13 protein-coding genes are annotated in these 12,299 nt (G+C 63.8%); 6 read left to right on the top strand and 7 right to left on the bottom strand.

Features of this window, described 5'->3' with window-relative positions; translation table 11 throughout:
- The coding region (locus B2X67_RS11860; protein ID WP_286785599.1) for a PilT/PilU family type 4a pilus ATPase at positions 1-963 on the bottom strand (963 nt) is incomplete at its 3' end.
- An 82-nt stretch (positions 964-1,045) separates the two neighbouring features.
- On the opposite strand from B2X67_RS11860, the gene B2X67_RS11865 reads away from it, so the two are divergent.
- Together B2X67_RS11865 and B2X67_RS11870 are read left to right on the top strand one after the other, a co-directional pair.
- Positions 1,046-1,324 (top strand): peptidylprolyl isomerase, encoded by a 279-nt coding sequence (locus B2X67_RS11865; protein ID WP_090230560.1) that lies wholly within the window; start codon positions 1,046-1,048, stop codon positions 1,322-1,324.
- Between the two features lie 216 nt (positions 1,325-1,540).
- Positions 1,541-3,166 (top strand): methyl-accepting chemotaxis protein, encoded by a 1,626-nt coding sequence (locus tag B2X67_RS11870; protein ID WP_282344039.1) that lies wholly within the window; start codon positions 1,541-1,543, stop codon positions 3,164-3,166.
- Between the two features lie 225 nt (positions 3,167-3,391).
- Here the strand turns inward: B2X67_RS11870 and rmuC are convergent, their stop codons facing one another.
- The gene (rmuC, locus tag B2X67_RS11875) at positions 3,392-4,960 is read right to left on the bottom strand and encodes a DNA recombination protein RmuC (RefSeq protein ID WP_286785600.1); all 1,569 of its coding nucleotides are present in this window, start codon (positions 4,958-4,960) and stop codon (positions 3,392-3,394) included.
- Positions 4,961-5,083: 123 nt separating this feature from the next.
- Between rmuC and B2X67_RS11880 the strand changes: the two genes are divergently transcribed.
- A complete protein-coding gene (locus B2X67_RS11880; protein WP_282344035.1) occupies positions 5,084-5,950 on the top strand; it encodes a helix-turn-helix transcriptional regulator in 867 nt (288 codons plus the stop codon).
- Positions 5,951-6,235: 285 nt separating this feature from the next.
- On the opposite strand, the gene B2X67_RS11885 is transcribed toward B2X67_RS11880, so the two are convergent.
- The 3 genes from B2X67_RS11885 to B2X67_RS11895 all read right to left on the bottom strand — a co-directional run bounded on the left by B2X67_RS11885 (position 6,236) and on the right by B2X67_RS11895 (position 7,283).
- Positions 6,236-6,391 (bottom strand): hypothetical protein, encoded by a 156-nt coding sequence (locus tag B2X67_RS11885; protein ID WP_282344033.1) that lies wholly within the window; start codon positions 6,389-6,391, stop codon positions 6,236-6,238.
- An 89-nt stretch (positions 6,392-6,480) separates the two neighbouring features.
- Entirely contained in the window at positions 6,481-6,927 is a 447-nt protein-coding gene (locus B2X67_RS11890; protein WP_090230549.1) for a hemerythrin domain-containing protein, read from the bottom strand.
- Between the two features lie 113 nt (positions 6,928-7,040).
- Positions 7,041-7,283, bottom strand: a complete 243-nt coding sequence (locus B2X67_RS11895) for a hypothetical protein (protein ID WP_286785601.1) — start codon at positions 7,281-7,283, stop codon at positions 7,041-7,043.
- 263 nt (positions 7,284-7,546) lie between these two features.
- Between B2X67_RS11895 and B2X67_RS11900 the strand changes: the two genes are divergently transcribed.
- Both B2X67_RS11900 and B2X67_RS11905 read left to right on the top strand, forming a co-directional pair.
- Positions 7,547-7,789 carry a hypothetical protein gene (locus B2X67_RS11900; protein ID WP_282344028.1) on the top strand — a complete coding sequence of 81 codons (243 nt, stop codon included), beginning with the start codon at positions 7,547-7,549 and terminating at the stop codon, positions 7,787-7,789.
- A gap of 77 nt (positions 7,790-7,866) precedes the next feature.
- Positions 7,867-8,124, top strand: coding sequence for a DUF1652 domain-containing protein (locus B2X67_RS11905; protein ID WP_282344027.1), 258 nt, complete (start codon positions 7,867-7,869; stop codon positions 8,122-8,124).
- 162 nt (positions 8,125-8,286) lie between these two features.
- Here the strand turns inward: B2X67_RS11905 and B2X67_RS11910 are convergent, their stop codons facing one another.
- Positions 8,287-8,745: a winged helix-turn-helix transcriptional regulator gene (locus B2X67_RS11910; protein WP_286785602.1), complete on the bottom strand. Its 459-nt coding sequence runs from the start codon at positions 8,743-8,745 to the stop codon at positions 8,287-8,289.
- Between the two features lie 95 nt (positions 8,746-8,840).
- Between B2X67_RS11910 and B2X67_RS11915 the strand changes: the two genes are divergently transcribed.
- On the top strand, positions 8,841-9,782 hold the full coding sequence (locus B2X67_RS11915; protein ID WP_282344023.1) for an aromatic alcohol reductase: 942 nt from the start codon (positions 8,841-8,843) through the stop codon (positions 9,780-9,782).
- Between the two features lie 156 nt (positions 9,783-9,938).
- On the opposite strand, the gene katG is transcribed toward B2X67_RS11915, so the two are convergent.
- Positions 9,939-12,212: a catalase/peroxidase HPI gene (gene katG / locus B2X67_RS11920; RefSeq protein WP_286785603.1), complete on the bottom strand. Its 2,274-nt coding sequence runs from the start codon at positions 12,210-12,212 to the stop codon at positions 9,939-9,941.
- Between the last annotated feature and the right edge of the window lie 87 nt (positions 12,213-12,299).

Below are 12,299 nucleotides of genomic sequence, written 5' to 3' on the forward strand. Positions count from 1 at the left end.
GAACAGCGCCTGGTCGAAGGTCTGCATGCCGAGGGTTCTGGATTTCTCCATGATTTCCTTGATCGAGCTGAAATCGCTGCGCTTGATCATGTCGCTCACGGTCGCCGTGCCCAGCAGCACTTCCACCGCAGCGCGGCGCTTGCCTTCGCGGGTCTTGACCAGGCGCTGGGAGACGAAGGCCTTGAGGTTGTTGCCCAGGTCGTTGAGCAACTGCGGGCGGCGCTCTTCCGGGAAGAAATTGATGATCCGGTCCAGCGCCTGGTTGGCGTTGTTGGCGTGCAGCGTGGAGATCGCCAGGTGCCCGGTGTCGGCGAAGGCCAGCGCGTGCTCCATGGTCTCGCGGTCGCGGATCTCGCCGATCAGGATCACGTCCGGCGCCTGGCGCAGGGTGTTCTTCAGCGCGGCGTGGAAGCTGCGCGTGTCCACGCCGACCTCGCGCTGGTTGATGATCGATTTCTTGTGCCGGTGTACGTACTCCACCGGGTCCTCGATGGTGATGATGTGACCGCCGCTGTTGCGGTTGCGGTAATCGATCAGCGCCGCCAGCGAGGTCGACTTGCCCGAGCCGGTGCCTCCGACGAACAGCACCAGGCCGCGCTTCTCCATCACCACTTTGAGCAGCACTTCGGGCAGCTTGAGGTCCTCGAACTTGGGGATGTCCAGCTTGATGTTGCGCGCGACGATGGACACCTCGTTGCGCTGGCGAAAGATGTTGATGCGAAACCGGCCGATCTGCGGCAGCGAGATCGCCAGGTTCATTTCCAGCTCGCGCTCGAACTCGGCACGCTGCTCGGCATCCATCACCGACGCGGCGATGGCCGCCACCTCGCCCGCGCGCAACGGCTCGGCCGACAGCGGCTTGAGCACGCCGTTGAACTTGGCGCAGGGCGGCGCACCGGTGGACAGGTAGAGGTCCGAGCCATCCTGTACGGCAAGGACTCTCAGCATCGATTGGATATCCATTGGGCTCGCTCCGCGGCTGTTCGGCTGTATGAAGCCCGGACGCTCGGGCACAATCGCCGTCAATCTATCGCAGGAGTCCTTCATGCCAAAAGCCATGGCCCGCCATATCCTGGTCAAGACCGAGGCCGAAGCCGCGCAACTGAAAAAGCGCCTGGACGGCGGCGAAGCCTTCGACGTGCTGGCGCGCAAGCACTCGATCTGCCCGTCCGGCAAGCGCGGCGGAGACCTCGGCGAAGTACGCCCGGGGCAAATGGTGCGCAGCATCGACCAGGTGATCTTCAAGAAGCCGCTGCGCACCGTCCACGGCCCGGTGAAGTCACAATTCGGCTATCACCTGGTGCAGGTTTTCTACCGCGAGTGAAACGCCCGTTTCGGCGCGTGCCCTCGTCCTAGAGCGCTTCGTTTGGCGCCCGCCGAACAGCGCTGAAAAACGCCCCACTCGCCCCACTCGAAAGAAGCAAAACCCGCCAAAAATGGGCTCATGCTCCTGCGCCGCATGCCGATAAACGATCTGTCGATGCCTGCGCCAAACGGTGCATCAAAAAAACAAACGGCTTAGTACTTTGAGGTTCTCCCCATGTTTCTTCGGCGTCTCAAGATCGCACCGAGGGCAATACTCAGTTTTTCCATGGTCGCACTGCTGGTCGTGCTCCTTGGCCTCTTCTCCCTGTACGAGATGCGCATCATCCGCGCGGCGACCGTGAAGGTGGTGGAGAACGGCCTGCCCAGCTTCCGCGCGCTAGGCGTTCTCAACGAGAAGATGTTGCGCGTCCGCATCACCTCCTACCGGATCGTGGTCGATCGCGAAGCCGCTGTACTGAGCAACACGATCGAACGTCTCAATGTGCTCCTGGGCCAGCTCAAGGATGCCCAGAATAAGTACGAGGCGTTGATTTCCAGTGATACCGAGCGCGCCCAGTACCAATCCGTGAAAACCGCCCTGGCGGGGTACGCGCGAATCAACCAGCAACTCGTCCAGCTGTCCAGCCAGGATCGCATCGACGACATGCGCGCCCTGCTGATGGCGGACTACAAAACCCTCTCCGACAATCTCGGCGCCGAGTTCGAGAAGCTGATCGAGATAAACCAGGCCGATGGCAATGCAGCCGCAGCCCGGGCCGAGCAGGAATTCAACAATGCGATCACCGGCGTGATCGTGTTCATGCTGGTCGCCGCGGGGCTGACCGGCCTGCTCGCCATGCTGCTGACGCGCAGCATCGTCACGCCGCTCAATCAGGCGGTGAAAGTCGCCGAGACCGTGGCATCGGGCGACCTGACCCACACCATCGCGGTCGGTGGCGGCGACGAGCCCGCGCAGTTGCTAGGCTCGCTGCACAGCATGCAGGAAAGCCTCAAGCGCACCATCCAGGGCATCGCCGACTCCTCCACCCAGCTGGCCTCGGCCGCCGAGGAGCTGAACGCGGTCACCGAGGATTCGAGCAAGGGCCTGCACCAGCAGAACCAGGAAATCGAGCAGGCCGCGACCGCGGTCAACGAGATGACCACCGCCGTGGACGAAGTGGCGCGCAACGCCGTGGCCACCTCGGAAGCCTCGCGCGACTCCGACCGCACCGCCCGCCTGGGCCAGGAGCAGGTGAACAAGACCGTCGACTCGATCAGCAACCTGGCCGAAGACGTCACCGGCACCGCGCAGCAGGTCGAGCAGTTGGCGGATAAGGTTCGCCACATCAGTACCGTACTCGACGTGATCCGCTCGATCGCCGAGCAGACCAACCTGCTGGCTCTCAACGCCGCCATCGAAGCGGCCCGCGCCGGCGACGCCGGGCGTGGCTTCGCCGTGGTCGCCGACGAGGTACGCGCCCTGGCGCATCGCACCCAGCAGTCGACCCAGGAAATCGAGCAGATGATCAACGGTATCCAGCAGGGTACCGATCAGGCCATGAGCTCGATGCAGACCAGCAACGAACGCGCCCACTCCACCCTGGAGCTGGCCCGCGCCGCCGGTGCCGCGCTGCAGCAGATCACCGAGGCCATCAGCCACATCACCGAGCGCAACTTGGTGATCGCCAGCGCCTCGGAGGAACAGGCCCAGGTGGCCCGCGAAGTCGACCGCAACCTGGTGAACATCCGCGACCTGGCCGTGCAGACCTCTGCCGGCGCCAACCAGACGAACGCCGCCAGCCAGGAGCTTTCGCGCCTGGCCATCGACCTGAACGGCCTGGTGACGCGCTTCCGCGTCTAACCGTGTCCCCTGTGCGTATAGCGCACCCTACAAAGGCTCGATGCCCGTAGGGTGCGCCGCGCGCGCCGGCTATACCGGATCGGCCTACCCGCCCCGACCCTTGCCCGGCAGCCCCATCCATACCCCCCGCATCCAAGTGCAGACCGACGGTGCGCATGGCGCACCCTACAAAGGCTCGATGCCCGTAGGGTGCGCCGCGCGCACCGACCCTGCCCGACGCTCGCCTTACTCGATGCGTTCGCCATCGATCAGCCCCAGTTCGAGTTCCGCTCGATCCACCCAGGCTTCGGCCATCTCGCCCTTCACCGCCACGCCCAGCTGGCGGAAATCGTTGACCTGTTTGACCAGGTTGCCCTTGCCGCTGATCAGCTGATCGCAGGCGCGCCGATAGGCGTCCTGGGCCTTTTCCAGGCTGCTGCCCACAGTGTCCATGCTGCCGAGGAAGGTGCGCAGCTTGTCGTAGACCTTGCCCGCGCGGTCGGCGAGTTCGGCGGTGTGCTTGTTCTGTTCCTCGAAACGCCACAGCTGACGGACGATGTTCAGGCTGGTCAGCAGCGTGGTCGGCGTGGCCACCAGCACGTTGCGTTCGATGGCGCGCTGGAACAGCGTCTCGTCCGCCTTCAAGGCTTCGACGAAGGCCGACTCGATGGGGATGAACATGAACACCATCTCCGGCGTGTTAAGCCCCGGCAGGCTGAAGTAATGGCGGTCGGCGAGTTCCTTGATCCGCGCCCCGATGGCGCCGACGTGCTCGACCAGCGCGAGGCGCCGTTCGGCTTCGTCCTCGGCGTTGATGTAACGCGTGTAGGCATTCAGCGAGACCTTGGCGTCGATGATCAGGTGCTTGTTCTGCGGCAGGTAGACCAGCACGTCCGGGCGCTTGCGGCCCTCCTCGGTGGTGAAGCTGGCCTCGCGTTTGAAGTCGCGCCCCTCGATCAGCCCGGAACGCTCCAGCACGTTTTCCAGAATCAGCTCGCCCCAGTTGCCCTGGGTCTTCTTCTGCCCTTTCAACGCGGTCGTCAGGTCCTGGGCTTCCTGGGTGATCTGCCGGTTCAGCTCGTTGAGCTGAACGATCTGCTGCGCCAGGGTCGCCTGCTGCTGGGTGTCTTTGTGGTGGATGTCCTCGACCTTGGCGCGGAAGCCTTCGATCTGCTCACGGAACGGTTTGAGCAGCGCATCCAGCGATTGCTGGCTGGTCTGCGCGAAGGCCTGGCCCTTGGCCTCGAAGATCTGCCCGGCAAGCTGCTCGAACTCCAGCTTGAGCTGCTCGCGGCTGTCCTTGAGCAACTGCTGCTGCTCGCTGAAATGCTGCTGTTTCTGCTCCAGGGTCGAGGCCAGCGTGGCGTGCTCGCGGCTGAGCGTGGCGAAGCGCTCCTGCAGGTTCTGGTTGGCCAGTTCCAGGCGCGCATGGGTCTGGCGCAGTTCATCGAGCTGCAGGCCGAGCTGCTGGCTCTGTGCCTTGGCCGCTTCCGCCTGGCCGGCAAGTTCTTCCTGGCGGCGCTGTTCCAGCAACTGGCGGCTGCGCAGGCCCTCGGTTTCCTCGCGGGAGAACGCCAACTGGCGCTGCAACTGCTCGACATGGGCCTTTTCCGCGCGCACCGCCGATTGCAGCTCCATGCTTTCCAGCATGCGCTGGGTATCCATGCTCTGTTGCGCATCCAGCTGCCGGCGCCCCTCCGCCAGCTGCGCGGTCAGCCCGCGCAGACGTCCGCCGACGATCGCCAACGCCGCCGCCAGCCCGGCTATCAACAGGACGGCCGCGCCGACTAAGGCCCAGATCAGGTTCGCTTGCATCGTTGCTTCTCCTCACTGCGGCGGTCACGCCGCTTGATCGACCGGGACAAGATATGTAGCTTCAGGCGACACGTCCATCGGCTGGTCGGTAGCGTGTAAAGTTTTCGCACGGATGGGAGGTGTATGAAGCGATCCATCGAACAAGTCCGCTGGGACCTGGCGCAGCGCTACCGGCTGATCGAAACCGTCGCCTGGTGGGAAGGCCGGCTCACCACCGGGCACCTGATGCAGAGCTTCGGAATCAGCCGCCAGCAGGCGTCGAAGGACATCAACGCCTACCTCGGCGAGCACGCCCCGGAAAACCTCGTCTACGACAAGCGCCTGAAGGGCTACAAACCGGCGCCCGGCTTCGCCCCGCTGTTCATCGACGGCAGCGCCAGCGCTTACCTGCACCTGCTCGATCGCAACCGCGAACGGGCACCCCACATCGAGGGCCTGGCCCTCGCCTACGCCCATACCGAAGTGCTGCAGGTGCCGGATCGGAGCATCCGCCCGGAAGTCCTGCGACCGATCCTGCAGGCCTGCCGCGAGGGGCTGCGCCTGGAGACCGAGTACGTCTCGCTGAGCACGCCCGAGCCGGAGTTCCGCGTGATCAGCCCGCACACGCTGGTCTACACCGGCATGCGCTGGCACGTGCGTGCCTATTGCGAGAAGAACCGCGATTACCGGGATTTCGTGCTCAGCCGTTTCCGTGGCGAGCCGGAACATTTCGCCCCCTCGGAGCACGGTCGCGAACAGGACGAAGGCTGGAATACCGAGCTGGACGTGATCCTCACCGCCGACCCGCGGCTGTCCGCGGAACAGAAGGCGATCATCGAAGCCGACTACGGCATGCAGGACGGCCGACTGGCCGTTCCCAGCCGTGGCGCGCTGGTGCAGTACGTGCTGCAGCGCTACCAGATCGACCCCACGAAGGTTCAGGCCAAAGCAGCGGCGCAGCAGATCGTGGTGGCCAACCTGGATGACTTGGAGCGCTGGCTGTACCGCTGAATCAGCCGCGCAGGGAGCGCGACCCGCTCGGCGCGTAGGCCAGCCAGGCCAGGGCGCCCATGAACGCCAGCACAGCCAGGCTGGCCTCGAGGTTTTCCAGCATCAGTTCGATCGACAGCATCTTCGTGCTCCATTTTCGGCTTGGTTCGTTTGCCAAACCTTAGGCAGCGCGGCACGCAGCGTCGATCTGTCAACTTTTCGCACGTAAACAAATCAGGCGGAACCCGCCGCTGCGCACGAAAAAGCCCGGCATCGGCCGGGCTTTTTCGTTCGCCTCGTGGGGGCTCACCCTTCCCTGTCGTAGGTACCGGCGGAGTCGGATTCGACATCGTCGAAATCCGGGTCTTCGCCGGTTTCCTTATCGCCGCCGTCGACCATGGTCACATCCGGCTCGTCATAGGGGGTTTTCGATTGGCTGTGATCCAGTTCGTTGTCGTTCATGGTTACCTCGCTGCGTGATGGGTATCTTCGGGATTCGAGGTCGTTGGTCAGGCAACGTTCGCGGCGGTCGAACCTGATCGCCGCATGGATCAGGCCTCCTCGGCCAGGCTGGCCTCGTAATCCTCGAAGTACGGTTTGGTCAACGAGGTCTTCTGCTGCTCGGAAAGCAGCTTGCCCGCCATCTGGAAGAACTTGTGCTCTTCCTCTTCGAGGTGATGGAAAACCTTTTCCTTGAGCTTCTTGGCGAGCGGCAGCCAGGCCGGGCTCGAGGGATCGGTGGCCTCGAGCTCTTCCATCATCTCGTCCATCTCGTGGTGCTCGGAAATCGCGTGCCGGGAAAGGTCCACGCCATTGTCGTACTCCATCAGCGGAATGTAGAAATGCCGCTCCTCGGCGCGCTCATGGGCCACCAGCTCGCTTTTCAGTTGTTGATAGGTTTCGGCGCGATCGGGCGTGTCGCCGTGCGTGGCGATCACCGCCGTGGCGAATTCACGCTGGCGGTCGTGGCTCTGGCGCAGTGCTTCGAAAATATCCATATCGGCTGTTCCCCTCGGTCAGACGCGGACGACTCCGCGGTGATTCGGGCAATCGCTGCCCGTTGGGGAAAAGACCTTCGGGAACAACCGACGGTTCCGACGCCCCGTGCTGCTCAGGCCAGCAGGCGTTGCCAGTAGACGTTCGCCTCGGTGATGACGGGCACGGCGTGGGGATGCTCGCCGCGCAGCACGGCAAGCAGCACGCGTGTATCGAACACGTCGAAGTGACGTCCGTGGCGCATTTTCAGCAGCACATCGGTGATGGCGTAATGCCCGCAGTGATGGCATTCGCATTCGATCCCGTCGAATCCGTTGTGGAACTCATGGGCGTCGGCATTGCAGATCAGGCAGTTCATGGCATCTCCCTCGAAGACATTCGACGGTGTGGGTGCAGCGCCTCCAACCGGACCGCAAGCGCTAGTGACTGGTATAGCGCACTGCCGACTACCGCGCCGAACGCCTGACCAGCGGGTCAAACCCTGGCCATAGAGCGGCTGGCAGGCCGCCTCAAGTGTTTCGACACCTGCCACTCGACGAATGGACAGAACCCATTCGCCCTGCGCCCATCAATTTTGTACAGTGTCGACCGTCCTACAAAACTAGATATACCGAGCGCCCCATGCCCTACAGCAGTTTCAGCCTGCGTAACCCCGATCTGTTCATCGATCAACGAGACAATGACCATATCGAGATCATCGCGCCGATCTTGGGCAATAACCGATTGCTGAGCCGGACGCTCACCGTGCAGCAGTTCCGCAACATCAGCCTGCTGGAAACCGTGCTGGCAGACTTGCGCCGCGAACGCGACACACTCGAACAGTCACTGGGCGAGCGGAAATCGCAGGACAAGCCCATTGGGTGAACGCACTTTTTGCCTTTATGATGCCGACTTGAACGAAGCGCCTGGGCGCTTTCCCGTTGCGTTGTCGGAGTTGATCCATGCCCACACGGTTCGAGGCCGCGAGAACCTTGATCGAATCGTCGTTCACCCCCCTTAATTGCAAGTGCACGCTGGAACGCGACAGCTTCAGCGTGAGGATTTACGACGCTACCGACGACATGACGCATCTGGTGGTAACCGGGATTCCGCTCTTCAAACTGGACACCCCTTCGGGCGCACAGCAGGTCGTCGATGAAATCCGCGCGGAACTGGCGATGACCCGACTCAGTTCTGCCGGCGCCCTTTCGTCCTTCTGACCGCCGTCTTCCGATGTCGCCCCGTTGCGTTGCCACCTGAGATCGGTGGCCAACGGGCTTACGCTCGGGCGATGCAGATCCGGCTCCCGTGGTGGTGAACGGGCGGCGCCGTGCGTGCGGCTTACCTCGCCGGTATGCACGGCCAAGGTCCTCGCGCGACGATTACCCGGACGATTCCTGATCCACCGGGAGCGGCGTGGGTGTCTGCCACGACGGCCTTTTGCCCTCCTGGCTATCGAAACTACGACGCGCCTTGCGCACGTCCTCGACGTTCTCGACGACCCAGGCCCAAATCGGCGACATGCGGATCAACAGCGCCATCCCCAGCGCTGTCAGCTCGTATTCGACGCGTGGGGGAATCTCGCTGAACTCCTGTCGCGTCAGAAGGCCGTCTCTCTCCATCGAACGCAGGGTCTTCGTCAGCATTCGCTGAGTCACGCCCGTCATCTGCCTTTTTATCTCGGCATGGCGCATCTTTCCATACACCCCCAGGGCATGCAGGATGCCCAGCGACCAGCGGCTACCGGCGTGGGCGAGGACCTCTCGCCTGACGCCATCATCATCCTCGCTAAGCGCCTGGCAGACGATCTCTGCCCGGTTCAGCGTTTCCCGATCAGCCATTTTTCCCCCTGGTATCACACGTGTGCCTTCTTACGGGCGCCGACGGATCGTGAAAGCATTTGCCCATGTTATAGGCAACTTGATCAGGATTAATCATGACCGAAGCGACCCCGCTCTCCCCTCAATCGATTCTCGTCCTGGGCGCGGGCGAACTTGGCCTTCCGGTATTGCGCAACCTGGCGCGAGTCGCGAAACGCGCGCCCGGCGGCCGAATCAGCGTCCTGCTCCGGGACTCGACCATCAACACCCAGGCGCCTGCGAAGAAGGCGGAAATCGACGAGCTTCGAGGCCTCGGCATCCAGATGGTCGTCGCGGACCTGGTGAATGATTCGATCGATCAGCTTGCCGAAGTGTTCGCGCGGTTCGACACGGTAATAGGCTGCGCAGGCATGGTCGCGGGTGCGGAAACGCCCATGAAGCTGGCGACGGCGGCCCTCAGGTCGGGCGTGAAGCGCTACTTCCCCTGGCAGTTCGGCGTCGACTACGACGTGATCGGCCGCGGTAGTCCGCAGGATCTGTTCGATGCCCAGCTCGATGTGCGCGAGTTGCTTCGCGCCCAGGACAAAACCGAATGGGTGATCATCTCGACCGGCATGTTCACCAGCTTCCTTTTCGAGCCCATGTTCGGGGTGGTCGACTTCGAAAACGATACCCTGAACGCCCTGGGCAGCCTCGATAACAGCGTGACGCTCACCACTCCGGACGACATCGGCGTACTGACTGCGGAAATCGTGTTCTACGAACCTCGCTGGCGTAACGAGATCCTCTACCTCGCGGGAGATACCGTGACGTACGGCGAGGTCGCGAGCCTTCTCGAGCGTGCGCTGGGCCGGCCGTTCAAGCGTAACGTCTGGACCGTTCCGTACCTGCTCCAGGAACTGGAGAAGGACCCGACGCATCCCATCAAGAAGTACCGCGCCGTGTTCGCCCAAGGCAGAGGCGTGGCATGGCCCAAGGCGGACACGTTCAACGCGCGACAGTCGATTCCGGTGACCACCGCCGGGCAGTGGGTTAGGCAAAACCTCGCGCACCACTGAACGCAAAACCCGCCGGCAGAACGATCCGCCCCTCGGCTGGAAAGGATCGCGAACTGGAATCGCCCGGTTCACAACTCGCCCACCTGCGCTGAAGCCCGCAAAGAGAAGCCCCGACCTGATCGCTCAGGCCGGGGCTCGCTACAGCCGAACGCCAGCTCAGGCCAGGTCGAAACGGTCGAGGTTCATCACCTTGGTCCAGGCCGCGACGAAATCCCGGACGAATTTCTCCTGCGCGTCGGCGCTGGCGTAGACCTCCGCGATGGCGCGCAGCTGCGCGTGCGAGCCGAACACCAGATCGACACGGCTGCCGGTCCACTTGACCGCGCCGGTCTTGCGATCGCGGCCTTCGAACAGGTCTTTCGCGGGTGACAGCGCGCGCCATTTCACGCCCATGTCCAGCAGATGGGTGAAGAAGTCGTTGCTCAGGGTCTCCGGGCGCTGGGTGAACACGCCGTGGGCGGTCTGCCCGACGTTGGTGTTCAGCACGCGAAGACCGCCGACCAGTACCGTCATTTCCGGCCCGGTGAGCGTCAGCAGTTGCGCCTTGTCCACCAGCAGCGCCTCGGCCGACACCTTGTAATGGCCCTTGAGGTAGTTGCGGAAGCCATCGGCGATCGGCTCGAGGAAGCCGAACGACTCGACGTCGGTCTGCTCCTGCGAGGCATCCATCCGCCCCGGCGTGAACGGCACTGTTACCGCATGACCGGCGTTCTTCGCCGCCTGCTCGACACCGACGCCGCCCGCCAGCACGATCAGGTCGGCGAGGGACACCTTCTTGCCGCCGGACTGCGCGGCATTGAACGCCTGCTGGATACCCTCGAGGGTGGACAGCACCTTCGCCAGTTGCTCGGGCTGGTTGGCCTGCCAGAACTTCTGCGGAGCCAGGCGCAGGCGTCCGCCGTTGGCACCGCCGCGCTTGTCGGACCCGCGGAAGGTGGACGCCGCCGCCCAGGCGGTGGAAACCAGCTGCGACACCGTCAATCCGGAGGCGAGGATCCGGGCTTTCAAGGCATCGATGTCGGCTTGGTCCACCAGGGGGTGATCGAGGGCCGGAATCGGGTCCTGCCAGAGCAGTTCCTCGGTGGGCATCTCCGGCCCGAGATAGCGCGCCAGCGGGCCCATGTCGCGGTGAGTCAGCTTGAACCAGGCGCGGGCGAAGGCATCGCTGAGCTGATCCGGGTTTTCCAAGAAGCGTCGGGCAATCTTCTCGTAGGCCGGGTCGAAGCGCAGCGCCAGGTCGGAGGTCAGCATGCTCGGCGCGCGGCGCTTGCTCGGATCGTGGGCATCGGGAATCTTGCCGGCACCCGCGCCGTTCTTCGGCTGCCATTGATGGGCGCCGGCCGGGCTCCTGGTCAGTTCCCAGTCGAAGCCAAAGAGGTTTTCCAGGTACTCGTTGCTCCAGCGGGTGGGCGTAGAGGTCCAGGTGACTTCCAGGCCGCTGGTGATGGTGTCGCCACCCTTGCCGGTTCCGAAGGTGCTTTTCCAGCCCAGGCCCTGTTCTTCCAGGTCGGCCGCCTCGGGCTCGGCGCCGACGTTGTCCGCAGGGCCGGCGCCGTGGGTCTTGCCGAAGGCGTGGCCGCCGGCGATGAGCGCTACGGTTTCCTCGTCGTTCATCGCCATGCGACCGAAGGTTTCGCGAATGTCCTTCGCCGAAGCGACCGGGTCGGGGTTGCCTTCGGGACCTTCCGGGTTCACGTAGATCAGGCCCATCTGCACGGCGGCGAGCGGGTTTTCCAGATGGCGCTCGCCCTGGTTGGTGCGGCTTTCTTCCTCGCCGTGTTTTTCTGGCTCGGCGACCAGGTCGCCCTCGCCCGGCGGCTGCATGTCCTTGGCGCCCTTGCCGTAGCGGTTGTCACCGCCCAGCCAGGTGGTCTCCGTGCCCCAATACACGTCTTCGTCCGGCTCCCAGACATCCGCGCGGCCGCCGGAGTAGCCGAAGGTCTTGAAGCCCATGGACTCCAGGGCGACGTTGCCGGTGAGGACGATCAGGTCGGCCCAGGAGATGTTGCGCCCATACTTCTGCTTCACCGGCCAGATCAGCCGGCGCGCCTTGTCCAGGCTGACGTTGTCCGGCCAGCTGTTGAGGGGTGCGAAACGCTGCTGGCCGGCACCGGCGCCACCGCGGCCATCGCCGGTGCGGTAGGTGCCGGCGCTGTGCCAGGCCATGCGGATGAACAACGGGCCGTAGTGGCCGAAGTCCGCTGGCCACCAGTCCTGCGAGTCGGTCATCAGCGCCCGCAGGTCGGCCTTCACCGCCTCGAAGTCGAGGCTCCTGAACGCCGTGGCGTAGTCGAAATCCTCACCCATCGGATCGGACAGCGACGAATGCTGGTGAAGAATCTTCAGGTTCAGCTGGTTCGGCCACCAGTCACGGTTCGTGGTGCCACCGCCCGCGGCGTGGTTGAACGGGCATTTCGATTCGGTCGTCATGGGTGATCCCTCGGTGGTACTCATCCCGCTTTCCATCCGGCCCCGGATGCCGGGCAGCGATGAGTGAAATCAGCGTGTGGGTATGCG

It is taken from the genome of Pseudomonas sp. UBA3153 (assembly GCF_002364635.1).
In the GTDB taxonomy this organism is placed as follows: domain Bacteria; phylum Pseudomonadota; class Gammaproteobacteria; order Pseudomonadales; family Pseudomonadaceae; genus Pseudomonas_O; species Pseudomonas_O kuykendallii.

Bases quoted from the DNA above. Each gene is read 5' to 3' on its own strand.
- B2X67_RS11870 (WP_282344039.1), top strand. From the start codon at position 1,541: ATGTTTCTTCGGCGTCTCAAGATCGCACCGAGGGCAATACTCAGTTTT.
- B2X67_RS11900 (WP_282344028.1), top strand. From the start codon at position 7,547: ATGCCCTACAGCAGTTTCAGCCTGCGTAACCCCGATCTGTTCATCGAT.
- rmuC (WP_286785600.1), bottom strand. From the start codon at position 4,960: ATGCAAGCGAACCTGATCTGGGCCTTAGTCGGCGCGGCCGTCCTGTTG.
- B2X67_RS11890 (WP_090230549.1), bottom strand. From the start codon at position 6,927: ATGGATATTTTCGAAGCACTGCGCCAGAGCCACGACCGCCAGCGTGAA.
- B2X67_RS11915 (WP_282344023.1), top strand. From the start codon at position 8,841: ATGACCGAAGCGACCCCGCTCTCCCCTCAATCGATTCTCGTCCTGGGC.
- B2X67_RS11865 (WP_090230560.1), top strand. From the start codon at position 1,046: ATGCCAAAAGCCATGGCCCGCCATATCCTGGTCAAGACCGAGGCCGAA.
- B2X67_RS11910 (WP_286785602.1), bottom strand. From the start codon at position 8,745: ATGGCTGATCGGGAAACGCTGAACCGGGCAGAGATCGTCTGCCAGGCG.
- B2X67_RS11880 (WP_282344035.1), top strand. From the start codon at position 5,084: ATGAAGCGATCCATCGAACAAGTCCGCTGGGACCTGGCGCAGCGCTAC.
- B2X67_RS11895 (WP_286785601.1), bottom strand. From the start codon at position 7,283: ATGAACTGCCTGATCTGCAATGCCGACGCCCATGAGTTCCACAACGGA.
- katG (WP_286785603.1), bottom strand. From the start codon at position 12,212: ATGACGACCGAATCGAAATGCCCGTTCAACCACGCCGCGGGCGGTGGC.
- B2X67_RS11905 (WP_282344027.1), top strand. From the start codon at position 7,867: ATGCCCACACGGTTCGAGGCCGCGAGAACCTTGATCGAATCGTCGTTC.
- B2X67_RS11885 (WP_282344033.1), bottom strand. From the start codon at position 6,391: ATGAACGACAACGAACTGGATCACAGCCAATCGAAAACCCCCTATGAC.